General features: G+C 70.7%; 21 protein-coding genes. 10 read left to right on the top strand and 11 right to left on the bottom strand.

The window, feature by feature from the left end:
- The first annotated feature begins 90 nt into the window (after positions 1 to 90).
- The gene (locus tag ACWER9_RS16520) at positions 91 to 2,238 is read left to right on the top strand and encodes a tetratricopeptide repeat protein (protein ID WP_452302625.1); all 2,148 of its coding nucleotides are present in this window, start codon (positions 91 to 93) and stop codon (positions 2,236 to 2,238) included.
- A 34-nt stretch (positions 2,239 to 2,272) separates the two neighbouring features.
- On the opposite strand, the gene ACWER9_RS16515 is transcribed toward ACWER9_RS16520, so the two are convergent.
- Positions 2,273 to 3,094 (bottom strand): threonine/serine dehydratase, encoded by an 822-nt coding sequence (locus tag ACWER9_RS16515; RefSeq protein ID WP_452302624.1) that lies wholly within the window; start codon positions 3,092 to 3,094, stop codon positions 2,273 to 2,275.
- A 134-nt stretch (positions 3,095 to 3,228) separates the two neighbouring features.
- The gene (locus ACWER9_RS16510; RefSeq protein WP_452302623.1) at positions 3,229 to 3,990 is read right to left on the bottom strand and encodes a 2OG-Fe(II)-dependent halogenase WelO5 family protein; all 762 of its coding nucleotides are present in this window, start codon (positions 3,988 to 3,990) and stop codon (positions 3,229 to 3,231) included.
- A 232-nt stretch (positions 3,991 to 4,222) separates the two neighbouring features.
- On the opposite strand from ACWER9_RS16510, the gene ACWER9_RS16505 reads away from it, so the two are divergent.
- On the top strand, positions 4,223 to 4,471 hold the full coding sequence (locus tag ACWER9_RS16505; protein ID WP_452302622.1) for a hypothetical protein: 249 nt from the start codon (positions 4,223 to 4,225) through the stop codon (positions 4,469 to 4,471).
- A gap of 360 nt (positions 4,472 to 4,831) precedes the next feature.
- Here the strand turns inward: ACWER9_RS16505 and ACWER9_RS16500 are convergent, their stop codons facing one another.
- The 3 genes from ACWER9_RS16500 to ACWER9_RS16490 all read right to left on the bottom strand — a co-directional run bounded on the left by ACWER9_RS16500 (position 4,832) and on the right by ACWER9_RS16490 (position 7,531).
- Positions 4,832 to 5,767: a fructosamine kinase family protein gene (locus ACWER9_RS16500; RefSeq protein WP_452302621.1), complete on the bottom strand. Its 936-nt coding sequence runs from the start codon at positions 5,765 to 5,767 to the stop codon at positions 4,832 to 4,834.
- Between the two features lie 46 nt (positions 5,768 to 5,813).
- Positions 5,814 to 6,008 (bottom strand): hypothetical protein, encoded by a 195-nt coding sequence (locus tag ACWER9_RS16495; RefSeq protein ID WP_452302620.1) that lies wholly within the window; start codon positions 6,006 to 6,008, stop codon positions 5,814 to 5,816.
- A gap of 74 nt (positions 6,009 to 6,082) precedes the next feature.
- Positions 6,083 to 7,531 (bottom strand): ATP-binding protein, encoded by a 1,449-nt coding sequence (locus ACWER9_RS16490; RefSeq protein WP_452302619.1) that lies wholly within the window; start codon positions 7,529 to 7,531, stop codon positions 6,083 to 6,085.
- Between the two features lie 184 nt (positions 7,532 to 7,715).
- Between ACWER9_RS16490 and ACWER9_RS16485 the strand changes: the two genes are divergently transcribed.
- Positions 7,716 to 8,285 carry a DinB family protein gene (locus tag ACWER9_RS16485; protein WP_452302618.1) on the top strand — a complete coding sequence of 190 codons (570 nt, stop codon included), beginning with the start codon at positions 7,716 to 7,718 and terminating at the stop codon, positions 8,283 to 8,285.
- 137 nt (positions 8,286 to 8,422) lie between these two features.
- Here the strand turns inward: ACWER9_RS16485 and ACWER9_RS16480 are convergent, their stop codons facing one another.
- The 3 genes from ACWER9_RS16480 to ACWER9_RS16470 all read right to left on the bottom strand — a co-directional run bounded on the left by ACWER9_RS16480 (position 8,423) and on the right by ACWER9_RS16470 (position 10,026).
- The gene (locus tag ACWER9_RS16480; protein WP_007465523.1) at positions 8,423 to 8,677 is read right to left on the bottom strand and encodes a Smr/MutS family protein; all 255 of its coding nucleotides are present in this window, start codon (positions 8,675 to 8,677) and stop codon (positions 8,423 to 8,425) included.
- 121 nt (positions 8,678 to 8,798) lie between these two features.
- Positions 8,799 to 9,167 (bottom strand): tetratricopeptide repeat protein, encoded by a 369-nt coding sequence (locus ACWER9_RS16475; RefSeq protein ID WP_357356234.1) that lies wholly within the window; start codon positions 9,165 to 9,167, stop codon positions 8,799 to 8,801.
- Between the two features lie 88 nt (positions 9,168 to 9,255).
- The gene (locus tag ACWER9_RS16470; RefSeq protein ID WP_452302617.1) at positions 9,256 to 10,026 is read right to left on the bottom strand and encodes an ROK family protein; all 771 of its coding nucleotides are present in this window, start codon (positions 10,024 to 10,026) and stop codon (positions 9,256 to 9,258) included.
- A 62-nt stretch (positions 10,027 to 10,088) separates the two neighbouring features.
- Between ACWER9_RS16470 and ACWER9_RS16465 the strand changes: the two genes are divergently transcribed.
- The 3 genes from ACWER9_RS16465 to ACWER9_RS16455 all read left to right on the top strand — a co-directional run bounded on the left by ACWER9_RS16465 (position 10,089) and on the right by ACWER9_RS16455 (position 12,887).
- Positions 10,089 to 11,726 (top strand): ABC-F family ATP-binding cassette domain-containing protein, encoded by a 1,638-nt coding sequence (locus ACWER9_RS16465; RefSeq protein WP_452302616.1) that lies wholly within the window; start codon positions 10,089 to 10,091, stop codon positions 11,724 to 11,726.
- Between the two features lie 38 nt (positions 11,727 to 11,764).
- Positions 11,765 to 12,073 carry a hypothetical protein gene (locus ACWER9_RS16460; protein ID WP_357196436.1) on the top strand — a complete coding sequence of 103 codons (309 nt, stop codon included), beginning with the start codon at positions 11,765 to 11,767 and terminating at the stop codon, positions 12,071 to 12,073.
- Between the two features lie 88 nt (positions 12,074 to 12,161).
- Positions 12,162 to 12,887 (top strand): methyltransferase domain-containing protein, encoded by a 726-nt coding sequence (locus tag ACWER9_RS16455; RefSeq protein WP_452302615.1) that lies wholly within the window; start codon positions 12,162 to 12,164, stop codon positions 12,885 to 12,887.
- Here the strand turns inward: ACWER9_RS16455 and ACWER9_RS16450 are convergent.
- Entirely contained in the window at positions 12,884 to 14,377 is a 1,494-nt protein-coding gene (locus ACWER9_RS16450; RefSeq protein WP_452302614.1) for an amino acid permease, read from the bottom strand. The genes ACWER9_RS16455 and ACWER9_RS16450 overlap by 4 nt on opposite strands.
- A gap of 202 nt (positions 14,378 to 14,579) precedes the next feature.
- Here ACWER9_RS16450 and ACWER9_RS16445 point away from each other — a divergent pair, with 202 nt between their 5' ends.
- Positions 14,580 to 16,238, top strand: coding sequence for a glycoside hydrolase family 10 protein (locus tag ACWER9_RS16445; RefSeq protein WP_452302613.1), 1,659 nt, complete (start codon positions 14,580 to 14,582; stop codon positions 16,236 to 16,238).
- Between the two features lie 180 nt (positions 16,239 to 16,418).
- Positions 16,419 to 16,955, top strand: a complete 537-nt coding sequence (locus ACWER9_RS16440; RefSeq protein ID WP_452302612.1) for a phospholipase — start codon at positions 16,419 to 16,421, stop codon at positions 16,953 to 16,955.
- 150 nt (positions 16,956 to 17,105) lie between these two features.
- Here ACWER9_RS16440 and ACWER9_RS16435 read toward each other — a convergent pair whose 3' ends face one another.
- Together ACWER9_RS16435 and ACWER9_RS16430 are read right to left on the bottom strand one after the other, a co-directional pair.
- A complete protein-coding gene (locus ACWER9_RS16435; RefSeq protein ID WP_452302611.1) occupies positions 17,106 to 19,958 on the bottom strand; it encodes an ATP-binding protein in 2,853 nt (950 codons plus the stop codon).
- A gap of 152 nt (positions 19,959 to 20,110) precedes the next feature.
- The gene (locus ACWER9_RS16430; protein WP_452302610.1) at positions 20,111 to 20,326 is read right to left on the bottom strand and encodes an FmdB family zinc ribbon protein; all 216 of its coding nucleotides are present in this window, start codon (positions 20,324 to 20,326) and stop codon (positions 20,111 to 20,113) included.
- Positions 20,327 to 20,381: 55 nt separating this feature from the next.
- On the opposite strand from ACWER9_RS16430, the gene ACWER9_RS16425 reads away from it, so the two are divergent.
- Positions 20,382 to 21,803, top strand: coding sequence for a lytic murein transglycosylase (locus ACWER9_RS16425; protein ID WP_452302643.1), 1,422 nt, complete (start codon positions 20,382 to 20,384; stop codon positions 21,801 to 21,803).
- 72 nt (positions 21,804 to 21,875) lie between these two features.
- Complete coding sequence (locus ACWER9_RS16420; RefSeq protein ID WP_452302642.1) at positions 21,876 to 22,892, top strand: GNAT family N-acetyltransferase; 1,017 nt, start codon at positions 21,876 to 21,878, stop codon at positions 22,890 to 22,892.
- Positions 22,893 to 22,983: the final 91 nt, after the last annotated feature.

Genomic DNA, 22,983 nt, shown 5'->3' with positions numbered 1-22,983 from the left:
GGACAGGATCTTTCGCCGCCGGCCCATTGCGACATTCGCCACCGAAGGGGGACCGCATTGACTGCGGACGTTCCACCCGAGGATGCCGGCGTGCCTCGGCCTGCGTACGACCGGCCGAGCCGTGTCTCCGTCGACCCGCCGCTCGGGCGACTGGACAGCCCGCTGCACGGCCGCGACGACCTGATCGACGAGATCGTGCAGCCGGGGGAAGATGCCGAGGTCCGTCCCTCGGTGCACATTCTGTGTGGCATGGGCGGCTCCGGTAAGAGTCACGTCGCGCTGGAGATCGCCCGCCGGGCCAGGGCTGGCGGCCGGACGGTCTGGTGGGTGCAGGCGGGGCGGCTCAACTCCGGCATGCGGGAGGTGGTCAGCCAACTCGGCGCGTCGGAGACCCAGGTCGACCAGGCCTGGGCCGGGATGATCAGCGCCACCGACCTGGTGTGGCGCTACCTCAACCAGGCCGCCCAGCCCTGGCTGTTGATCTTCGACAGCGCGGACGAGCCCGCCGGCCTGGGCCCCACCGACGGCGTGCTCGCCGACGGCACCGGCTGGCTGCGCAGCCCGGAGGCCGACGACGGCATGGTCATCGTGACCAGCCGGGACGGCAACCGGGCCACCTGGGGCACGTGGTCGACGCTGCACCAGGTCCGTCCGCTCGACGCCGACGCCGGCGCGCAGGTGCTTATCGACCGGGCCGGCGCCCAGGCCGGCGGCCCGGCCGACGCCCGGGAACTCGCCCGGGAACTGGGCGGGCTGCCCCTCGCGCTGCGCGCGGCCGGCAACTACCTGCGGTCGGTGAACGCCAGCCCGGTCTGGCGCGGCTCGAGCACCATCACCACCTTCGCCGACTACCGGACGGCCGTGCAGCGCCGGTTTCGCTCACCGCGCGACGCCGACGACGTCGACCTCGACGAGTCCCTCGGCCTGGAGATCGTCCGCGAGGTCGACGACATCTCACTCGACCTGCTGGCCCGCCGCCAGCTCCAACAGAGCCGGCCACTGCTCAACGTGCTGGCCTGCCTCAGCATCTCCCCGGTGCCCTACGAGGTGGTGCTCAAGCCGGCCATCCTGGCCGAGTCGCCGCTCTTCAAGGGGCTCACCGGCCGGCAGCGGGTGAAGGTGCTGGAGGGCATCGGCAACCTGGCCCTTGTCGACTTCGACGTGCAGGAGGAGGTCACCGACCCGGCGTTCGCCCACGTGCTCTCGCTGCACCCGCTTGTGCACGCCATGTTCCGCGACCGCGACGAGGTCCGTGAGCAGATCGCCGAATACCACGGGCTGGTCATGAAACTGCTCCTCGCCGCCACCGAGGGGCAGAGCCCGGACGACTCGGCGGTCTGGCCCAACTGGGACGTCCTGGTGCCGCACCTGGTCGAGGCCGTGCGCGAATACCTCGTGCCGCACAAGCACAAGCACGACCCCGAGACGGTACGCCGCGCCCTGGAACTGACCCGACTCACCGCCCGCTACCTCATCGCGGTCGGCCTACCCGGCTCGGCTTTCGACATCCTCGACCCGATCGTGCGTGGCTGCGCCGCGTACGACCACGACCTGGACCGGCCGCAGGTGCTGGCGCTGCGCCACGAGCTGGGCCGCACCTGGCTGGAGCGTAACCAGCCGGAGATGGCCGACCGGGTGCTCCGCGAGGTGATCGCGGACCGCACCAGGGTGCTGGGCAGCGACGACGCCGACACCCTCGCCAGCCGGCACAAGCTCACCAAGGCGATCATGGCGCAGCGCCAGTGGCCGGAGGCCGAGATGGAGCTACGGCAGATCGTCGCCGCCGAGGACCAGGTCCGTGGCCCGGAACACTGGGACACCATGATCGTGCGGCACAGCCTGGCGCTGGCGGTGCTCGCCCAGCAGCGGGCGCCCGAGGCCGAGGAGATGCTGCACGCCATCCTCGAGGTCCGCTACCGGTTGTGGCCGCTCAACCAACCGGAGACCTGGCAGGCCCGGCACACCCTGGCCCGCTGCATGCAGGCACAGGGCCGGCTCGCGGAGGCGGAGGCGGAACTACGGGCCACCCTGGCCACCGTGGAGCCCCGGCACGCCGACCGCAGCGAAGTGCTCGCCATCCGGTCCACCCTGGGCCTGGTGCTCCTGTTGGAGGAGCAGGTCGACGCGGCGATCGAGGTGTACGAGCAGCTGCTCGCCGACCGCCGACGACTGCTCGGCGACACCCACCTGGACACCCTCCAGGTGGAACACGCGCTGCGCCGACTGCGCGAGGGCTGAGCGGTCCGGGTGGCGCGACCGGCGGGGCGGCTGATCAGTGCGGTGCGGCCGGACCCAGGTCGCTCGGGTCGGTGTTGCCACCGCAGATGACCACGGCCACCCGCTCCCCCGGCTGCGGCACGTACGCGCCACCGACGAGTGCGGCAAGCGCAGCGGCGCCACCCAACTCGGCCGCGACCCGCAGCTCCGACCAGAGCAGCCGACGCGCCCGCACCAGATCCTCGTCCCGGACCAGCACGGACACCACCTCGGTCCGGCGGGCGGTGTCGAAGGCGATCTCGCCGATCCGTCGGGCACCGAGCGAGTCGGTGGCGATGCCACCCACCTCGATGTCGACCGGCCGGCCCGCCTTGAGCGCCGAGTGCAGGGTGGGGATCTGCTCGGGCTCGACCGCGACGACGCGTACCGACCCGCCGAACCAACTGGCGATGCCGGACACCAACCCGCCGCCACCGACCGCCACCAACACGGTGTCGAGCCCGTCCACCTGCCGCTCCAACTCGCGGCCGACGGTGCCCTGACCGGCCACCACCTCCGGTTGGTCGTACGCGTGCACGACGAGCGCGCCGGTCTCCTCGGCCCGCTTGGTGCTCGCGGCCAGGGCCTCGGCGTAGTGCTGACCCACCTGACGCACCCGGGCACCCAGCCCGGCCAACCGCTGCACCTTCACCGGCGAGGCGGTGACCGGCACGAAGACCTCCGCCGGCACGCCCAGCGACCGGGCCGCGTACGCGACGGCGAGGCCATGGTTACCACCCGACGCGGCGATCACCCCGGCCGGGGGCAACGACCCCTGGAGCATCCGGTTGAACGCGCCGCGCGGCTTGAACGAGCCGGTGTGTTGGTGCAACTCCAACTTGAGGCTGAGCTGACGGGCACACCCAGATCGGCACCGTCGACGGCGATGACCGGGGTCTCCCGGACCCGCCCCTCGACGAGGGCCGCGGCCGCCTCGACGTCGCTTCTGTCCACCATGGGAAACGCCCTTCCCTACGACCAGAGGGCCAGTCGACCGTCGTCGGTGAGCCCGACGAAACATCCTATGGAGATCCGTCGACCATCCGACGCCTGACGCACCGTGTGATAGTGCCGCGGATCGAACAGGAAGCCCTCCCCGAGCGTGGGGCGCAGCGTCAACGACTGCGTGCCCGCGGTCACCGCCTCCTGGAAGCCGTATCCGCCGGGAATCCGCAGCGGCTCGTCGTCCGGCTGCCAGCGCCGCCGCCACAGCACGGTCTCTCCACCTGCCGGCGGCACCCGGATGTAGATGTTGAACGCCAACTGCGCCACCACCTCCCCGTCGAGCAGCCGGCCCGCGTACTCCCGGACCGCGTCGTCGAAGTGCACCTGGAGCCCCGCGTTGATCTCGCGGACGATGCCGACGTGCATCTCCCGACCCTGCCGCCGCCCAGGCGCGACGTCCGGCCAGGCGCCCCGGAACGCGGCCAGGCACAGGCCCCGGGGCGAGTCCGGCAGGCCCAGCGTCGACCAGCTCTTCTCGGCCGCGCGAGCCGCGTCCCAGTAGTCCTCGCGCAGTTCACCGGCAGCCCGGTGGTCGTTGATGGCCGGGCCGAACTTGGCGACGACGGGAAAGACCCGGCTCTCGTCGTAGCGGTCCATCGGCGCGTTGGCGAGCGCGGCGGTGATCGCCTGGCAACGGGCCGCGGAGAGCAACCCCGGCACCCGAACGGCGGCCAGCCGCCCCGCGATGAGCCCGGCGACATCGGCACGGGTGATCGATTCTGTTTCCACGGCAACGAACAAGGGGTCGGTCCTGCTCGAATGCTGCACGGCGGTCCTCCCGTAACGAAGATCCCTCACCGGACTTGTCGCGCCCCCGATCCGCGCACCGTGCAATGTACAAACCGCAGGCAAGGCCAGGTGTACGCAGTTCCGGGCGAGTTGGCACGGCCACCGCTACCATCGGCGCAAGCGGGGTACGCGACACCGAACCGTACGGCGGAAGCTTTCCACCGATCGGGGAATGGTGACGATTCTCGGCGTGACGCATGATGCGACTAGTTCGAACGCTGACAAGGAGTTCGAGATGGCAGGCGCCGGCCCGACGGATCTTGACATGCACATCGACCGCCTGGAAATGGCGCGTCGAATAGCCCGGGAAATGATCGAGTCCGACCATCAGGCCCTGGAGCTCGCCGTCCGACAGCGCCCACAGTGCTGGTCCCGCCGCCCGGTCGGCCACGGCACCCGCGCCGACGCTCTCGCGGGCTGACCCGAAGCTCCCCAGGGTTTGCGCGCCTCTAGCTGCCATCGGCCCCGACGTCGTAGATGTGCCCACCGACCCTGGGCTCGAACACGGTAGCGGTGAGCGGGACGTCGAGCAGCGTGTGCTCGGGTGGCTTGAAGTCGCCGGCTGGGATCGCCGAGCGCCTCCCAACCCGGATGCGATCCGTAACTCACCACCGTCAGCCATTCGAGTCGCACACCCGGTCCGTCGCCGGCCGGCTCGACTGCGGCATCGTCTTTCCTGACGCGGCGCACTACACGCCCCACCTACACAGACGCCCGTCACCTACATATGCGGCCCGGCCCCCAACCGGTGGGAGCCGGGCCGCTTACTGCCTCGAAGTTCTTACCGGTACGTCGCGACGACCTGCGCGATGCGGTTGAGAAATGAACGCCCGAAGGCCGACGCTCCGTCGACGGTGACCACCGCGAGATAGCCGAAGAGACGCCACAACTCCCGCCGCTGCCAGAACTCCTGATCGATCGGTGTGACCTCGTTGTACGCGTCGAACACCTCGCGAGGAACCGGCGCGAAGTAGTCGACCAGAGCAAGATCGATCTCGGGGTGCCCGAAGTATGGAGCCGCGTCGAGCAGGACAGCCTGGGAGGCTGTGGTCAGGAAGTTGTTCTGCTGGGCGTCGCCGTGCAGCAGCGTCGGCCGCGTCTCCGGCCCGCAGAGGACTGGCAGCCGACCGATGAGCCGTTCGACACCGCCGGTCAACTCCAACGGAAGGTGCCCGCTGTCGGCCGCCGACTTCAGCCGCGGCAGCAGACGGCGCTCAGCGTAGAAGTCGGTCCACCGGTTCGAGTCCACAGGTCGGTTGTCCTGTCCGAGCGGGCCGAAGAAGCCGTCGAACTGTTCAAGACCGAAGCGCTCGTCGTACACCTGGTGCAGGGCAGCCAACGTGTGGCCGACGGACCGCCACTGGTCCACCGAGCGTGCCTCCGGCGGAATCTCGGGGATCGCCTCAAGCAGCAACAACGAACCCGCGTCAAGGTCGACTAGCCCAGACGCGACAGGCGTGGGCGTCGCGACTGCGGCTCGTTGGCGCAACAGGTCGAGGCCTCGCAACTCGGCGTCGAACTGGTGGTGCCCCTCGTCCGAGGCGGCGAGCTTGGCGAACACCGAGAACGCGTCGCCGTGCAGGAGCCCGCACGGGTGGGACGCCCGATCGTTCAGATCGGTGAACCCGGACGCCACCCACGCTCGTCCGAGATGAACCGACACCGCCCGCTCGATCGCACGGACGATCGGCGGATGTGTGACCGGGTGATCCGACATCCTCGCTGCTGCTCCTCGCGGGACCTTGCCACCTCTTCCGGCAGGGTCATTTCCCGGCCGCCTTCCGCAGGCATCTGGCAACGATGCCGGTGCCGACGGCCATCGTCGCCAACCCCATCAGGTAGAGGTTCGGCATCCCTTGGAAGAGGGCGTAGAACATGATCGGGGCGCCGACACTCCACATCATCGCGCCGATCAGGAACTGCCGCTTACTGGCCCGGATCAGTGACGTCAGCTTCACGCGGTCAGGAGAGCACGCCGCGCCCGCCCGATCAACCGCTCAACCCCGGGCGCCCTGCGCATCGCCCGACAGCGTCAGGCCGACCATGCCCGGATGACGTCGTCGGGTCCCCAGACAAGGTCCACAGCACCGGCCGGAAGGTCGACTCCGGAGCGGCTGACGACGACCAGCCCGCTGGTCCCGGGCTGAAAACCAGGGACCAGCGGAGCGTGACGCCGCAGTTCGTCGAGATGGTGCCGGTCGAACGGGCCGTCCTGCCATTTTATGGATCCGGCGAAGGCGATGCGGGAAGCGATCGGGGCACGATCGGCTCCGACGAGATCGATCTCCGGGTTGGACTGCCGGTTCCACCAACCGCCGACTTCCCACGTGTCGGTCCAGGGCAAGCCCCCCTCGCCGACAGAAATGGCGAGCGCATCGCGGATGATCGGCTCGACGGCTTTACCACGCCAGGAGGACCATCGACTGTCGAGCATGGCGCGAGCGGCCGCCGCCCGATCGCGGAGAACCAGTTGATGCACGTCGCGCAGAATGGCCAGATACAGGCGCAGGTTGCTGTCGGCGATCCGGTACTGGGCCAGCTTGCTGGGCTTGGTGGACAGCGGCTTGTCAACGGCGAGGACTTGTTTCTCCTCGACGAGCCGGTGCAGCAGCGGGGACAGGGTGCCGGAGCTGACCGGGCCGCCGCGGTCCCCGGCGGCGGCGGCGATGTTGCTGAACGTGCGGCTACCTGCCCCGCCGACCGCTTCCAAGATGCGCCGGGCAGTGTCCGGAGCAGGAAACTCTGACGCCAGGGACTGTTCGGGGACGGTGAACAACGCGGACGTCTTGTTGGAGATCTCCTGACTCAGGAAATCGGCGGGGGGTGTTTCCGGAGACCACTCCAGCGCGATTCCGGGCAACCCACCAGTGATCAGGTGGGCATCGATCGCGTCCGCGCCACCAAGCCCGGTCACAGCGGCGGTCTCGGCGAGATTGAACGGGCCGAGGACCATGTTCGTGGCCCTGCCGTAGAACGGGCGGTCGTACTCGGTGAACCGCTGCATCATGTGCAGATCACTGCCGAGCAGCAGCAGTAGCACTGGCTTGCCGGAGATGAGCCGGTCCCAAGCAACCTGAAGGTGCCCGTCGAAAGTCGCATCCTGCTCGGAGATCCAGGGCAGTTCGTCGAGGACGACCACACTCGGCCTATCGGGCAAGACACCTGCCAGGACCCGCAGCATGTCTCCCCAGCCGCCGGCCGGTGGCTGGGACGGCAGTAGATCACGACCGCCGGAGTCGAGCAGCGACGAGTCGCGCAGGGAACCGAGAAAGTAGCCGACCGCTTCGATGCTCGATGCACCCTTGACCGCGGTGTAGAAGCAGTACGGCAGGTCGACCCGGTCGCACAACTCCTGCACAAGCCGCGACTTGCCCACCTGCCGGCGACCGCGAATGGCGACAGCGCGGCCCCCGCCGGTGCGGTTCACATGATCAAGCTGCTTGGTGAGCAGGTCGAGTTCCATGCGCCGACCGACGAACATCGGCCCTCCCAAAGCTAGATAGCATCTTACTTCGGTCCAGTCTACCTAAAGTCGGCTGGGCGGGCAGACATCCGGCCCCGACGGAACCCAATCGGGTCCGGCTGAGAACCCCCACTCCCGGTCCTCGTAGCGGACCAGCCCGTCCAGCGACCCACCGGCCCTCCGCTCTCTGTAACGTGCGGAGATGACGAGGAGCGAGCGAATCGCGGACCAGCTGGACCGGCACTGGCAGAGGAACCTGCGTCCTCGGCTGCACGGCCTTGCCGATGAGGAGTACTTCTGGGAGCCGGTGCGTGGCTGCTGGAGCATCCGCCCACGTGGCACGTCGGCCGCACCGATGTCAGCAGGTTCTGGGGCATGGACGATGGACTTCGCGTCTTCTGAGCCGGTGCCGGCGCCGGTGACCACGATTGCCTGGCGGCTGGCACACATCATCGTCTCCTGCCTGGGCTATCGGGTCGGGTGGCACTTCGGCGGTCAGGACGTCGACTTTCAGACCTTCACCTACGCGGGGACCGCTGACGAGGCGCTGAAACAGCTCGATGAGATGTACGGGCGATGGAACGCGGGCGTCCGCGAACTGTCGGACGCCGACCTGGAGAATCCGCCCGCGGTGGGTCCCGAGCGGTTTCCGATGGAGGGCATCGTCCTGCACGTCAACAGGGAGCTGATCCATCACGGTGCCGAGATCTCCCTGCTGCGCGACCTCTACCGCTGGCAGGCAGCACCGAGCCTCGTAGCGTCGCCGGAATGAGCAGAAACGACGATCGTGAATTGGTACCACGGGGGTACGACGCGCTCTCCTAGCGATCTACCTCAAGCAGAGATGCCTTGGCCGAGCTCTGCACCGCCAACCGCCCTAGATCCACTCGGTTTCGCACTCACCCGGCGCTACTTCCAGCGGAAGTGGACGAAGAGGCGGCCGAAGTTCTTCGAGTCCTTTTCCACGCGGTGGTAGAGCTGCTTGACGTCCTTCTGGTCGAGGAACCGCAGCACCCGCTTCTTGAGCTGGCCGGACCCCTTGCCCGGGATGATCTCGACCAGGGTGGCCTTCTTCGCCACCGCCTCGTCCATGATCCCGCGCAACGCCCGATCGATGTCCTGGCCCTTGTTGAAGATCTCGTGCAGGTCCAGCTTGAGCTTCATGCCGCAGCCCCCGGCCGGTCAGGTCCCATGTCCGCCATCCTAGGCACGTCCCGCGGCCCACCCACCGGACGACCGAAGGGGCGGCCCCGAAGGACCGCCCCTGCCATATCGACGTCCACGCTCAGCGCCGGCCGCCCAGTCGGGTCTCCACCCGCTCCAGCGCGGTCCGGTAGTCGTCGTTTGCCGCGTACATCGCGGCGGCGATCCGGAGGTGCCGGAGCGCGTCGCTGTGCCGGTTCAGCCGTTCAAGCGTCCGACCGAGCACGTGGTGCGCGTAGTGGTCGCTCGGGTCCCGTTCGATCAGCTCGCGCAGGTGCTCCTCGGCCCGGTTGAGCTGGGCCGACTGGAAGTACGCCCGGGCCAGCAACTGTCGTACCGCCGCGTTGCCGGGTTCGGCGTCGATGATCGGCTCCAGCAGTCGGGCCGCCCCGCTGGGGTCACCGGTCTCGAAGAACATGGTCGCCCGCCGGTAGTCCGCCAGAAGATCCATCTGCCACCTCCTCGGGTCGCACCGTCACCTGTTCCGACGCTGGCACAACAATGGCGGTTTGGCGACTGTTCCCGGGGTCGAGATCAGGTCAGGTTCTGGCGTCCCGGCGGCCGGCGGACAACTCCCAGGCGCGGACGCCGCCGACGATTCCGGCGGTGTTCGGCACCACCACCACATCGTCACCCATCCGAGCCAGTTGCTCGGGCCGGATCAGTCGGGAGTTGCCCCCGCCCAGGTAGAGCCGGTCCCAACGGAACACCGGGCGGAGCCCGTCCACCACCTGCCGGATCCGCCGGGACCAGAAGGCGTCGCCGAGCCGCCGCCGTTCCGGCTCGCCGACGTACGTGTCGTAGGTGGTGCCCCAGCGCACCGGCGCGTGCGACAGCTCCAGGTGCGGTGCGAGCACCCCACCGTCGAAGAGCGCGCTGCCCAGCCCCGTCCCCAGGGTCAGCACCAGCTCACAGCCGGTGCCGGCGACCACCCCGGCGCCGTGCACCTCGGCGTCGTTGAGCACCAGGGCCGGCACCCCGAACGCGTCGGCGAGCGCGCCCCGGGCGTCCCACCCGGACCACTCGGCCAGCAGGTCCGGGTCGACCCGACTGCGCGGGCCGCTGCGGGTGACGTAGTGCGGCGTGGAGACCACCACCCCGTGCCGGATCATCCCGGGTACGCCGACGGTGAGCCGGTCCGCCGTCGGCAGGCGCCCGCCCAGATCCCGCAGGGTCCGGACAAAGAGCGCAGGCGGCAACGGGTACGGGGTGGGCACCCGCAACGGCCGGGCGCGCATCGTTCCCGCCTCGTCGAGCACGGACGCCTTGATGCCTCCGCCGCCGCAGTCGATCGCCAGTGTGGTCACCACGTCGTTGAGTCTGCCCGCTGGGGAGCGGTGGTATGCGGGCGGCCGGATAGGCTGCCGTCCTGATGAGCGCCACGATGATCGTCAAGGACCTGGCCGCCGGGCACGGCGACCGCGCACTCTTCGCCGGACTGGACCTGGTTGTCGCCCCCGGCGACGTGATCGGGCTGGTCGGGCCGAACGGGGCCGGCAAGTCGACGCTGCTGCGTACCCTCGCCGGGTTGTTGCCGGTCGAGGCCGGCAGCGTGCGACTCAGCCCGCCCGCCGCGAGCGTGGGGCACCTGCCGCAGGAGCCGGAACGGCGACCGGGCGAGACGGTACGCGACTTCCTGGCCCGGCGGACCGGGGTGACCGCCGCGCAGGCGGCGTTGGACGCGGCGACCGAGGCGCTGACCGCCGGGGCGGCGGGCGCCGACGACGCGTACGGCGACGCGCTGGAGCGCTGGCTCGCCCTCGGCGGCGCGGACCTCGACGAACGCGCCGAGCAGGTGAGCGCCGACCTGGGGCTCGCGGTCGACCTGGACCACCCGACGACCGGGCTCTCCGGCGGGCAGGCGGCCCGGGCCGGGCTGGCGTCGCTGCTGCTCAGCCGGTACGACGTCTTCCTGCTCGACGAGCCGACGAACGACCTGGACCTGGCCGGGCTGGAACGGCTGGAGGAGTTCGTCACCGGGCTGCGGGCGGGCACGGTGCTGGTCAGCCACGACCGGGAGTTCCTCACCCGCACGGTGACCCGGGTGCTGGAGCTGGACCTGCCGCAGCAGCAGGTCAACCACTACGGCGGTGGCTACGCGGCCTACCTGGAGGAGCGCGAGGTAGCCCGTCGGCACGCCCGCGCGGACTTCGAGGAGTACGCCGAGACCAAGGCCGGGTTGGAGGCGCGGGCCCGGACCCAGCGTGGCTGGATGGAGAAGGGCGTGAAGAACGCCCGCCGCAAGGCCACCGACAACGACAAGATCGGCCGCAAGTTGCGAGCCGAGTCGAGCGAGAAGCAGGCCGCCAAGGCCAAGCAGACCGACCGACTGATCGAACGCCTCGAGGTGGTCGAGGAGCCCCGCAAGGAGTGGGAGCTGCGGATGGAGATCGCCGCCGCGCCCCGCGCCGGCGCCGTCGTGGCCACGCTGCGTGGAGCCGTGGTACGCCGAGGCGACTTCACCCTCGGCCCGGTCGACCTCCAGATCGACTGGGCGGACCGGGTCGCGGTGACCGGGGCGAACGGCTCGGGCAAGTCCACCCTGCTGGCCGCACTGCTGGGACGGCTACCGCTGGACGAGGGCAGCGCCTCGCTCGGGCCCGGCGTGGTGATCGGCGAGGTGGACCAGGCCCGAGGGCTGTTCCTCGGCGACGTACCGCTGATCGACGCGTTTCAGGCGGCCGTACCCCACCTGTCGCCGGCGGATGCGCGGACCCTGCTGGCCAAGTTCGGCCTGCGGGCGGCGCACGTGCCCCGACCCGCGGCCACCCTCTCCCCCGGTGAGCGGACCCGGGCGGCACTGGCCCTGCTCCAGGGCCGTGGGGTCAACCTGCTGGTGCTTGACGAACCCACCAACCACCTGGACCTGCCCGCCATCGAGCAGCTCGAATCGGCGCTCGCCAACTACCCCGGAACGCTGCTGCTGGTCACCCACGACCGGCGGATGCTCGCCGCCATCGAGACCAACCGACGGCTGCGGGTCGACGCCGGGCGGATCGCCGAGGATTGATCCGTGCTCACGGGCCGGCGCGGGGTGAGAATGACGCCATGCTCAAGTGGGAGTACGCCCTGCTGGTCCGCCGCCGCCAGGCAGCGACCACCGACCTCGGCTGGGAGGTCGTCTTCGTCTGGTACGGCCCGGACGGCTCGATGGTCGACGTGACGCCGTACGGCGACACCTCGCTGGCCCACCTCAACCGGGCCGGCGACCAGGGCTGGGAGTTGGTCGCGATGAGCGAGGACCCGTCCCTGCCCGGCAACCACGAACTGCACCGCTATCACCTGAAGCGGCCGAAGCCCGCCGACCCGCCGCCCCGCCAGCGGATGCGCGGGGGTCGCCGCACCATCTCCGGCTGAGCCGACCGCGACCGCCGCTCGGCCCTCGCCTCGCCAGTGGGGCATAACGGGCGCGATTGCGGGTATCGCGCGGCGGGAGGTGGCCCGAATGGTCGCTTTGGCACAGACTCCGCCCTCGGCCGACCGGCTGCGGGCGATCGACGAATTCCTCGCCCAGGCATGGGCGGACCAGGTCCAGCACGATGATCGGTTGCGGGGCCTGGCGGTCGAGGTGCGGTTCGACCGGGGGGTGGCCCATCTGAGCGGCGACGTCGCCGAGCCGGCCCAGCTACGGCTGGTCCGGGGCCTGGTGGGGCAGCTGGCCGGCGTCTACGGCGTCTGGTGCCGGGTCGGCATCGGCGGGCGGGCGCCGGTGGTCGTGGACCTCGGCTGCGGGCCGACCAAGCAGTGGTCGAGCAACCTGGGGCTGGACATCTACCCGGCACCCGGCGTGGACGCCGTCGCGGACCTGTCCGGCTCACTGCCGCTCGCCGACAACTCGGTGGACGTCCTCTTCGCGGTGCACATCCTGGAGCACCTGATCGACTTCCTGCCACTTGTCGACGAGTGTCATCGGGTGCTCCGCCCCGGTGGCGTCCTGCACGTGATGAGCCCCTGGTGGGGGCATGTGAACGCGGTGGCCGACCCGACCCACGTCCGGCTGATGGACGTGCAGACGTTCAAGGGGATCTGCCAGCTCAGACCGCCAGGCACGCCGCGCTGGTACCCGCTGCACGCCGGTTGCGACGGTGCCTCGATCTTCGCCGACCTGACTCCCCTCCCCCCGGACGCCGACCCGGCACCCCAGTCGCACCTGGCCCGCTTCTTCGACTAGTCGGGTTCGCGGGGGGCCGGGGCGACGGCGGGCTCGTGCTGGGCGAGCCGGTTGCGGCGGTAGCCGTACCCGAAGTAGATCAACGCGCCGAGCAGCATCCAGGCCAGGAACCGCAGCCAGGTCTCCACCGACAGGTTGAGCATCAGGTAGAAGCAGGCCAGGGCCGAGACGATCGGCAGCACCGGTGAGAACGGCACCCGGAACGGCCGCTCCAGGTCCGGGCGCCTGCGGCGCAGGATCGGCACCGCCACCGACACGAGGACGAACGCGCAGAGCGCGCCGATGCTGACCAGATCGGCAAGCGCGGAGAGCGGCAGGAAGCCGGCCAGCAGCGCGACCGCCACCGTCATGATCGCCGAGATCCGGTACGGGGTGCCCCAGCGCGGGTGCACCTTGGCGATGGCGGGCGGGATCAGCCCGTCCCGGGCGATGGCGAAGCCGATCCGGCCCATCGCCACAAGGTCGACCAGGATGACGCTTGTCAGACCGGCGACCGCGGCGATGGAGACCAGCACGGCCGCCCAGCCCGCGCCGACCGACTCGAAGGCCGACGCGATCGGGGCGCCCCTGTCGATCTCGGTGTACGGCACCATCCCGACCACCACGAGCGAGACGCCGATGTAGAGCACGGTGGAGATCAGCAGCGTGCCGAGCAGGCCCAGGGTGAGGTCCCGCTTGGGCTTGCGCGTCTCCTCACCCAGGTTGGCCACGGCCTCGAAGCCGGTGTACGCGAAGAAGACCACGGCGGCGGCGCTGAGCACCCCGACGAAGCCGAAGACCGACGGCTCCAGCCCGAAGAGCGCCTGGGTGACCGGCTGCTTGATGCCGTCGTCGCCGCTCCCGGCGGGCTCGGCCGGCGGGATGAACGGGGTGAGGTTGGCGGCCTTGACGAAGAACAGGCCGGCGACCACCACGAAGACGCAGATGGCGACCTTGACCAGCACCAGCAGGTTGGTGATCCGGGCGGACTCCCGGATGCCGACGATCGCCACGATGCCGAGGATCAGCACGATGGCGATGGCGCCCACGTTGACGGTGCTGCCCTCCTCGCCGAACCACCGGGTCGGCAGGTCGAGCAGTTCGGCCAGGTAACCGGACCAGCCTCGGGCCACCACGGCAGCGCCGAGCGCGAACTCCAGCAGCAGGTCCCAGCCGATGATCCAGGCGACGATCTCGCCCATCGTGGCGTACGCGTAGGTGTAGGCGCTGCCGGCGGTCGGCACGCTGGAGGCCAGCTCGGCGTAGCAGAGGGCGGCGAGCAGGGCCACCACGCCGGCGATGGCGAAGGAGATGACCACGCCCGGGCCGGCGCTGTCCCGAGCCTCGATCCCGGTGAGCGTGAAGATCCCGGTGCCGATCACGATGCCGATGCCGAAGCCGGTGAGGTCGATCGCGCCCAACCGTCGCTTCAGCCCCGGTTGGCCGTCGCTGCCGTCGGCCTCACCCTGGGCTATCACGTCCTTGATTGGTTTCGTACGCAGCACGGACACCCGGTCACCCCTCCCACCGTGCGACCACCTCCGTGGCGGCCGGTGACCGGCGTTGCTACCCAGCGGCGCGATTGGTCAACCACGAACCCTTGCGGCGCTGGCCAGATTGTGAAAATTTCCTACCAGTGATGCGGACATCGGCGGCGAATCTTGCCGCCCACCGCGCGAAGCATCCGGGAGCCCCAACGAAGGGACACACCGCATGAAAGCCACCCGACTCGGAGTCGCCGGGCTTGTCGCAGCCCTGCTCGGCACAGTCGTCACCGCCACCCCCGCGAGCGCCGCACCCAGCCCGACCGACGCCACCACCGCCACCTGCGCCACCGACCCGGCCACCCCGAAGCGGCAGTTCCGCGCGATGTGGATCTCCTCGGTGGTCAACATCGACTGGCCCAGCAAGGCGTCCCAGACCAACCCGGACCGGATCGCGGCCCAGCAGGCCGAGTACCGCGAGCTGCTCGACCTGGCCGGGCGACTGCACCACAACGCCGTCGTGGTGCAGGTCCGGCCCACCGCCGACGCGCTCTGGCCCTCGTCGTACGAGCCCTGGTCGGAGTACCTGACCGGGGTACGCGGCCAGGACCCGGGCTGGGATCCGCTTGCCTTCCTGGTCGACGAGTCGCACAAGCGCAACCTGGAGTTCCACGCCTGGTTCAACCCGTACCGTGTCTCCATGCCGGCCCCCGGCGGCGCTGGCGCCGACCTCGCCCAACTCGCCCCTGGCCACCCGGCCCAGCAGCACCCCGACTGGACCTTCGCCTACCCGCCGGCCGGCGTGGCCGGCAGCCGGCTCTACTACAACCCCGGCATCCCCGAGGTACGCGAGTTCGTCCAGACCGCGATGATGGACGCGGTCAAGCGGTACGACATCGACGGCGTCCACTTCGACGACTACTTCTACCCCTACCCCAGCGGCACCCACCAGGTGCCGGACGACGCGGCCTTCGCGGCGCACAACAGGGGCTTCACCGACCGGGCCGACTGGCGGCGGGACAACATCAACCTGCTGATCCAGGAGATGAACGGCAAGATCAAGGCGGCGAAGCCGTGGGTGAAGTTCGGCGTCAGCCCGTTCGGCATCTGGCGCAACAAGACCGCCGACCCGCTCGGTTCGGACACCACCGGCAGCCAGTCGTACGACATCATCTCCGCCGACACCCGCACGTGGGTCAAGCAGGAGTGGATCGACTACGTGGTGCCGCAGCTCTACTGGTACATCGGCCAGTACCCGGCGGCCGACTACGCGCGTCTCGTGCCGTGGTGGGCCGAGACGGTGCGCGGCACCCGCGTGCAGCTCTACATCGGTCAGGCCGACTACAAGAGCGGCGACCCGGCGTACGGACCGTACTGGCAGAACCCCCGTGAGCTCTCCGACCACCTGACCCTCAACCGGTCGTACCCGGAGGTGCAGGGCAACGTGCACTTCTCCGCGGTGCAGGTACGGGCCAACCGGCTCGGGGCCACCGACATCTACGCGGGCGAGCACTACTCCCGCCCGGCCCTGGTGCCGGCCATGCCCCACCTTCCGGCCCGGCCGCTGCTCTTCCCGGTGGTCAGCAAGGCGACCCGGCAGGCCGACGGGGTACGACTCACCTGGCGGCAGCCCGCCGACGGCACCGGCCCGCTCGGCACCGCCACCTCGTACGCGATCTACCGGTACGACGGCACCACGCTGCCTGGCAGGTGTGCCACGGCCGACGCCGCGCACCTGGTCGACACCGTGCGGGCCACACCCGGTGGAACCCAGTCCTGGGTGGACACGTCGGCCGAACCCGGTCGGCGCTACACCTACCAACTGACCGCGTTGGACCGCTCGGCAAACGAGAGCCCCGCGAGCCCACCGGCATTCGTTCTGCGCTGACCGGATTGCGGGAATGCCCCGGACGCCTCGCGCGTCCGGGGCATTCGTCTGTTTCAACGTATGTCACCAATAGTTGGCGATGTGCATACCACCTAGTTGATCAGCTGATCGACACTCATCGACATCCGGTAACCCGCCGGTAACTTACGCCCCACCCGCTCACCCCCGCGGAGGTAGACCGTGCCCCGACGTCTCACCACCCTGCTCACCTCGGGCGCGCTAGCGCTGCTCGCCACCCTCGCCATCGCCTCCCCCGCCGCCGCCGTCACCCCGGCCCAGAAGCTGTCCGTGCTCTCCAGCTGGACCCAGACCAGCGCGTCCAGCTACAACTCGTGGAACAGCGCTCGGGTCAACCGGGCCCCCTGGGTCGACTACAACTTCAACTGGTCCACCGACTACTGCTCGTCCAGCCCGGACAACCCGCTCGGGTTCACCTTCAACCTGGGCTGCTACCGGCACGACTTCGGCTACCGCAACTACAAGGCGGTCGGCCAGTTCTCCGCAAACAAGTCCCGCCTCGACAGCGCCTTCTACGAGGACCTGAAGCGGGTCTGCACCACGTACAACTCGGTCGTCCGGCCGGCCTGCTACAGCCTGGCCTGGACCTACTACCAGGCGGTCAGCATCTTCGGTTCGGTAGCGGCCGTCCAACAGGCCGACATCGACCGCGCCGCCCGAATGAAGGCCCAAGCCGAGTCCGCAGCCGCAGCCCGCTAAACCCCACCCCACCCCACCCCCCAAACCGTGTTGATCAAGAGGTTTCGGTCAGCGGAAGCGCGTTCTCTGACGCAAACCTCTTGATCAACACGGGCCAGTCCGGGCAGGACCGGGCAGGACCCCGGCCAGGGGGGGTGGGGGTGGGTGGGGTTAGGCGCGTTCGGTTCGGGTGGCGGGGTGGCGCTCGGGGTCGGGGTCGGGGTCGGCGGGACGGCGGGGGGTTGGCTGGGACAGGCCGGTGCTGAAGCGGGTCGAGTCCGCTGCCAGGTCCGGGTGTTCCACGTCGAGTGCCAGCGCCGCGGCCTCGTCCAGCTCCAGCCCGGCACCCTCGCCGTACGCGTCGTCGAAGGCCGCGTCACCAAGAACCGCGCGCAGCTCCGACTGCTGTTCGGCCCAGTAACCGCCGTAGATGCCCGGGGTGGCACGCATGCTCGCCCGGGTGGCCTGGGCGGCCCCGAACAGTCGGGCTGCGGTCAGCCGATCCCCGCCGATCGCGCAGCGCACCGCGACCGCGTTGAGGGTGTCGCACGCCCGGCCGTGGTAGCCGTGGCCCATCCGGGAGCGCAGCGCCACAAGCAGGTGCTCGTGGGCGGCGATCACGTCACCCCGGGCCAGCGCGACCATTCCGAGCAGCATGTCCACCGAACGCCGGCCCCGTTCCACGGGTCGGACGGCCTCCACCGGACGCACCGCGCCCAGCAGCTCGGCCGCCTCCTCCAGGGCGCCGCGCCGCCACAGCAGCTCGGCGAGGCTGAACACCGCGAACAGCGCCTCGCCGACCACGTCCTGCCCGTGCGCCCAGTCGATGACCTCGCGGCACACCCGTTCGGCCTCGGCGAACTGTCCCATGTCCACGAGCGGCGCGGCCCTGCCGGCGAGGACCCGGGCCAGCAACCCCGCGTCGCCGGCCTGCCGGGCTGCCGCCTCCGCCCGCTGGGAGTAGCGCAGCTCCTCGGCGAACTCGCCGTCGGCGCTCGCGTGCAGCGAGTGCATGTGGTACGCCGCCGCCAGCTCCGCCTCCGGGATCCGTTCACCCGTCTCCGCGATCCGTCCGTACAACCGGAACAGCCACAGCCGCCCCTCCCGAGCCAGCCCCCGCTCCAGCCACCACTGGTCCAGCCCGCCCGCCAGACCGAGGCCGGCGCGGGCGCTGCCGCCGGTGGCGCACCACCGCAGCGCGGAGCGCAACTCCCCGGCCAGTGGGTCGAGGGCGTACAGCGACAGTGTCACCGGCCGGCCGTCCTGGCCCAGGTGGGCCTGGTCCAACGCGTGCGCCGACCAGGCCACGTGTCGGTCCCGAGCGGCCTGCTCCTCACCCGCCTCGACGAGGCGCCGCGCCGCGTACGCTCGGATGGGGTCGAGCATCCGGTAGGTGCTGCCGGCGGCCCGCGGCTCGGCCAACACCATCGACTTGTCGACAAGGACCGAGAGCGGGTCCAGTGGATCGTCGCCAAGCAGCCACTCCACCGTCGCCAGGTCCACCGGGCCGGCGAAGACCGCCAGCCACCGCAGCAGGCGCGCGGCTCGGGGCCCCAGCGTCCGGTACGACCAGGTGACGGTGGCCTGCATGGTCAGGTGTCGCTCGGTGGCCGAGCGCTGCACCGCCCGGCTCGCCGCGGTCGGCGGCGACGCCCCGGCCGCCGCCGCGACCAGGTCCACGGTGTCCTGCTGGTTGCCGGACCAACCCCGCTCCACCGGCGGCGGCTCCGGGTCCTCCCGGCCGGCGTCCAGGGTGCCGAGAACGTCGTCCAACCGCTCGGCGAGCTGGCCGACGGAGAGCACCCGCAGCCGGGCGGCGGCCAACTCGATGGCCAGCGGAAGGCCGTCCAGCCGCTGCACCACCCGACGCAGATCGGCCGACTCGGCCGGGTCCGGCTGGCGGCCGCCGCGCGCCGCCGCCGTACGGTCAAGCAACAGGGCCACCGCATCGCTGTCCGCACCGTCCGCGCGCGGGTCGACCGAGAGCGGCGGAATCCGCCACACCACCTCGCCGGGCAGGCTGAAGGATTCACGACTTGTCGCCAGCACCCGAACGCCGCCGCCGCCGGACAGCAGGCGCGCGATCACCTCCGCGCAGGCGGCCGGCTGGCTGTCGCAGGTGTCCAGCACGACGAGCATCCGGCGGCCGGCCGCGTACTCGACGAGGGTGTCGAGCATCGGCCGGCCGGGCTCGGGACGCAGGCCGAGCACGGCGGCGATGGCGAACGCCACGAGCCCCGGGTCGGTCACCGAGGCGATGTCGACGAACCAGACCCCGTCGGGGTACGCCTCGACAACCCCGCTTGCCAACTCCACCGCGAGCCGCGTCTTGCCCGCGCCACCCGCGCCCAGCACGGTGACCAGGCGGTGCTGCCGAACCAGGATGCCCAGCTCGATGCGCTCGGTCTGCCGGCCGACGAACGAGGTCACCTGGGTCGGCAGGTTGTGCGCCACCGCGTCGGCGGTGCGGGGCCGGGGGAACTGCCGTTCCAGACCGGGGGCGACCAGTTGGAACAGTCGTTCCCGGTCGTCGAAGCCGCGTAGGCGGTGCAGCCCCAGGTCGAGCAGGGCCGCACCCGGCGGCAGCGGCTCGGCCCGACGTGCGGTGGACGCCGTGCAGAGCACCTGCCCGCCGTGCGCGGCGGCGGCCACCCGGGCGGCCCGGTGCACCTCGGGGCTGGCGTACTCGCCGTCGCGCGGCTCGGCATAGCCGGTGTGCAGACCCATCCGCACCCGGGGCGCGGCTTCGGAGGTGGGCCAGTCGTGGCTGGACAGTGCCCGCTGGGCGGTCAGGCACGCGGTCATCGCCGCGGTCGCGTCCTCGAAGGCCAGGAAGAACGAGTCGCCCTCGGTCAGCAGCTCCGCGCCGCCCGTGCTGGCAAGTGTGTGGCGTAGCAGCCGTCGGTGCTCGGCGAGCACCGGGCGGTAGTCCGGGCCGAGCAACTGGGCCAGCCGGGTCGAGCCCTCGATATCGGTGAACACGAAGGTCACCCAACCGCTCGGGAGCTGAATCCGTGGCGACATGCGAGGAACCTCCGCCCGTGACGTCGGGTTCATGCTGCCTGAGTCCGGACGATCACACATCGTGAGAACGGTCGGGCACGTGCCGCCTCAACGTGCCACTCGGACCCGCTCCCGGCAAGGCTGGCCCACCAGGCAGCGGCGCATCGGCCGGATCAGCAGCCGCAGGCACCACCGCAGCAGCCACCGGCGGCGGGTGCTGGGGCGCCACCGCCGGCACCACCCCGGCCGGTGACCGCCACCGCGGAAAGAAGCTTGACCGTGTCGGCGTGTCCCTGTGGGCAGTTGGCCGGCTCACCGGCTGCCGCCATCGAACGGTTGACCTCGAAGGTGTCGCCGCAGGCGCGGCAACGGAACTCGTACCGGGGCATGCCACCCAGGGTACGTGGATCTGGCGGTTCGCGGAGCATGGGTGATACTCGACAGGTGGTGGACGGCGAGGACGACAAGCGTGTGCAACCGTTACGACCGGCCGCGCCGCTGGACGGGCCCCTCGAAGGCTCGGGGGCAGGGCCCGATCCGGTGCGCAAGGTGCCCCGCCCCCGCCGCCCCTGGCTGAGCGGGCGTTCGGCGGAAACATCGAGCACGTCACCGGCCAGCGCGCCGGCCCCACAAGCGGCCGAGCCCACGGCGGCCGGCCTCGCCCGGTCCGAACCGGACGCGAGCGCCACCGACACGAAGGCTCCGGTCGAGCCCGTCCCGGCCACCAGCCCTGCGGCCGCCCCCAAGGCCGAGGACGCAAAGACCGAGGCCCTCAAGACCGACGTTGCGAAGGTCGAAGACACACCCAAGCGCGATGTGCCCGGCGACGCCGCGAAGACCGTGGCCGGTGCGTCCGACCCGGCGAAGACCACTGTGGATGAGATTCCGGTCGTGCCGGCGTCCGACCCGGCCCGTCGGCGGCGGGTGCAGTTCGCGCATGCGGTACGCCTGCCGCCGCGCCGGGCGGCGGCTTCCGCGGCCCGGGCGACCCGAGCCTGGGCTCGCCGGCCGAGTGGTCGGCTGACCCTGCCCGGCGTCTTCCTGCTGGCGCTGGTGGCCGCGACCGCCGCGGCGGGAGCACTGCTCGTACCGGCCACGATCCGAGCACCGCGCCCGGTCGCTGTGGACGCCTCTGCCGCGCCGACCGGCGTCGCACCGCCGCCGGGGCCGTCCGGCCTGCCCACCGGCCCGCTGCCCACGGGACCGCTGCCCACCGGCCCGCTGCCGACCCTCCCACTGCCCACCGGCGGGCTGCCCGGCAACGGGCTGCCGACCGGGTCGGTGGTCGGTGGTCGGCCGGCGGACGCGCTGGCCAGTTGGGCACAGCAGGTCGGCGCCAAGGTCGGTGTCCCCGCGGTCGCCATGCAGGCGTACGGCTACGCCGAGCTGGTGCTCGCCCAGACCAACCGCAGCTGCGCGCTGAGCTGGACCACGCTGGCCGCGATCGGTCAGGTCGAATCGGGACACGGCACGGCCAACGGGGCTCGGTTGGGGCAGGACGGCAAGGCACTGCCGAAGATCATCGGGCTGCCGCTGGACGGGAAGGACGGTCGGATGCGGATCATCGACACCGACCGTGGGCTGCTCGACGGGGACTCGACCCTCGACCGGGCGATCGGGCCGATGCAGTTCATCCCGACCACCTGGCAGGAGATCGGCGCGGACGCCGACAACGACGGCGTCAAGGACCCGCACGACCTGGACGACGCCGCTCTGGCGGCGGGAAACTACCTCTGCAAGGGCAGCCGAAACCTGAGCATTCCGGGCGACTGGTGGAACGCGATCCTCTCCTACAACGATGTGCGACGCTACGCCCAGGACGTCTACGACACCGCGAACCGGTACGGACGGGCCAGTCGGGCGTGAAGTGATCGTCTCGATACGTTGGAGATCTGGACACTTCCCCCGGGCCTCTGTTAGCGGCAAGCTAGACGGGTGATGGTGCGCGAGTGGGACCCCAGGACCGCGTCGTCCGCCGAGATCGCGTCGCTGTTGGCCACGCTGAACGCGGTCCTGGCGGCTGACCTGCCGCAGGACCCGCCCTGGCGGGAGACTTCCCTGCGGGAATACCTCGCCGAGGTCATGCCCGGCGAGCGGCGCATCTCCTGGATCGCCCAGGCCGAGCCGACCGCCCCGGGCGACACGGGCGCGGTGCTCGGCCAGGTGCACGTGCTCCTGCTCGGTGACATCGGCGTGCTCGAGGTGCTTGTGCACCCGTCCGCGCGGCGCAGCGGCCTCGGTCGTGACCTGGTGCTGCGCGCCGCGCGACGGGTCTACCAGGAGGGCTTCCGGTCGATCGGGGTCGAGGTCGTCGGCGACACGCCCGCCGTCGGGTTCTACGAGTCGCTCGGCTTCACCCGGGAGTACGTGGAGACGCGCAGCGTGCTCGACCTGACCGCCGTCGACTGGGCGGAGCTGGCCGAGATGGCCACCGGCATCGGCGCGGGCTACCAGGTGGAGTTCTTCCCGGGCGGGCCACCGGACGACCTGCTCGAGGCGTACGCGCGGGCGAAGGCCGAGGTGCGCGACGTCGACGACGGTGAGCTGCGGCCCAGCTCGTACGACCCGGAGCGGCTGCGCGACAGCCTCGACACCCTGCACCGGCGGGGCATGAAGCCGTACATCGTGCTCGCCCGGCACGAGCAGAGCGGTGAGGTGGCCGGCCTGACCGAGGTGGTGGTGCCGGCGCAGCACCCGACCCGCGCCGACCAGTACGACACGATCGTCGCGCAGGATCACCGGGGCTACGGCATCGATCGGGCGATCAAGGCCCGGATGCTGCTGGAGCTGCGCTCCGCCGAGCCGGAGCTGATCGAGGTGCAGACCTGGAACGCGCAGGCCAACGAGGCGATGCTGAAGGTCAACGCGGAGCTGGGCTACCGCTCCGACCGGGACTGGTGCGAATACAGCGTCGACGTCGCTGAGCTGGTGCACCGCCTCGATCCGCCGCGCTGAGGAATTCACGAAACTGTCCACTAGGGGATGGACGGTGGACAGTCGCGCACCTTAACGTTCGTTGATCCCCGTCCACCCATCGTGGAGGCCC

The sequence above is a fragment of the Micromonospora sp. NPDC003944 genome, assembly GCF_053605225.1.
Note: the sequence above shows the minus strand (reverse complement) of the source record. Positions and strands in the feature narration are given on the sequence as shown.

Excerpts from the sequence above, each read along its gene's own strand:
- ACWER9_RS16490 (WP_452302619.1), bottom strand. The coding sequence starts at position 7,531 with ATGTTCGTCGGTCGGCGCATGGAACTCGACCTGCTCACCAAGCAGCTT.
- ACWER9_RS16505 (WP_452302622.1), top strand. The coding sequence starts at position 4,223 with ATGGTGACGATTCTCGGCGTGACGCATGATGCGACTAGTTCGAACGCT.
- ACWER9_RS16430 (WP_452302610.1), bottom strand. The coding sequence starts at position 20,326 with ATGCCCCGGTACGAGTTCCGTTGCCGCGCCTGCGGCGACACCTTCGAG.
- ACWER9_RS16435 (WP_452302611.1), bottom strand. The coding sequence starts at position 19,958 with ATGTCGCCACGGATTCAGCTCCCGAGCGGTTGGGTGACCTTCGTGTTC.
- ACWER9_RS16485 (WP_452302618.1), top strand. The coding sequence starts at position 7,716 with ATGACGAGGAGCGAGCGAATCGCGGACCAGCTGGACCGGCACTGGCAG.
- ACWER9_RS16475 (WP_357356234.1), bottom strand. The coding sequence starts at position 9,167 with ATGGATCTTCTGGCGGACTACCGGCGGGCGACCATGTTCTTCGAGACC.
- ACWER9_RS16455 (WP_452302615.1), top strand. The coding sequence starts at position 12,162 with ATGGTCGCTTTGGCACAGACTCCGCCCTCGGCCGACCGGCTGCGGGCG.
- ACWER9_RS16460 (WP_357196436.1), top strand. The coding sequence starts at position 11,765 with ATGCTCAAGTGGGAGTACGCCCTGCTGGTCCGCCGCCGCCAGGCAGCG.
- ACWER9_RS16420 (WP_452302642.1), top strand. The coding sequence starts at position 21,876 with ATGGTGCGCGAGTGGGACCCCAGGACCGCGTCGTCCGCCGAGATCGCG.
- ACWER9_RS16465 (WP_452302616.1), top strand. The coding sequence starts at position 10,089 with ATGAGCGCCACGATGATCGTCAAGGACCTGGCCGCCGGGCACGGCGAC.
- ACWER9_RS16445 (WP_452302613.1), top strand. The coding sequence starts at position 14,580 with ATGAAAGCCACCCGACTCGGAGTCGCCGGGCTTGTCGCAGCCCTGCTC.
- ACWER9_RS16480 (WP_007465523.1), bottom strand. The coding sequence starts at position 8,677 with ATGAAGCTCAAGCTGGACCTGCACGAGATCTTCAACAAGGGCCAGGAC.
- ACWER9_RS16500 (WP_452302621.1), bottom strand. The coding sequence starts at position 5,767 with ATGTCGGATCACCCGGTCACACATCCGCCGATCGTCCGTGCGATCGAG.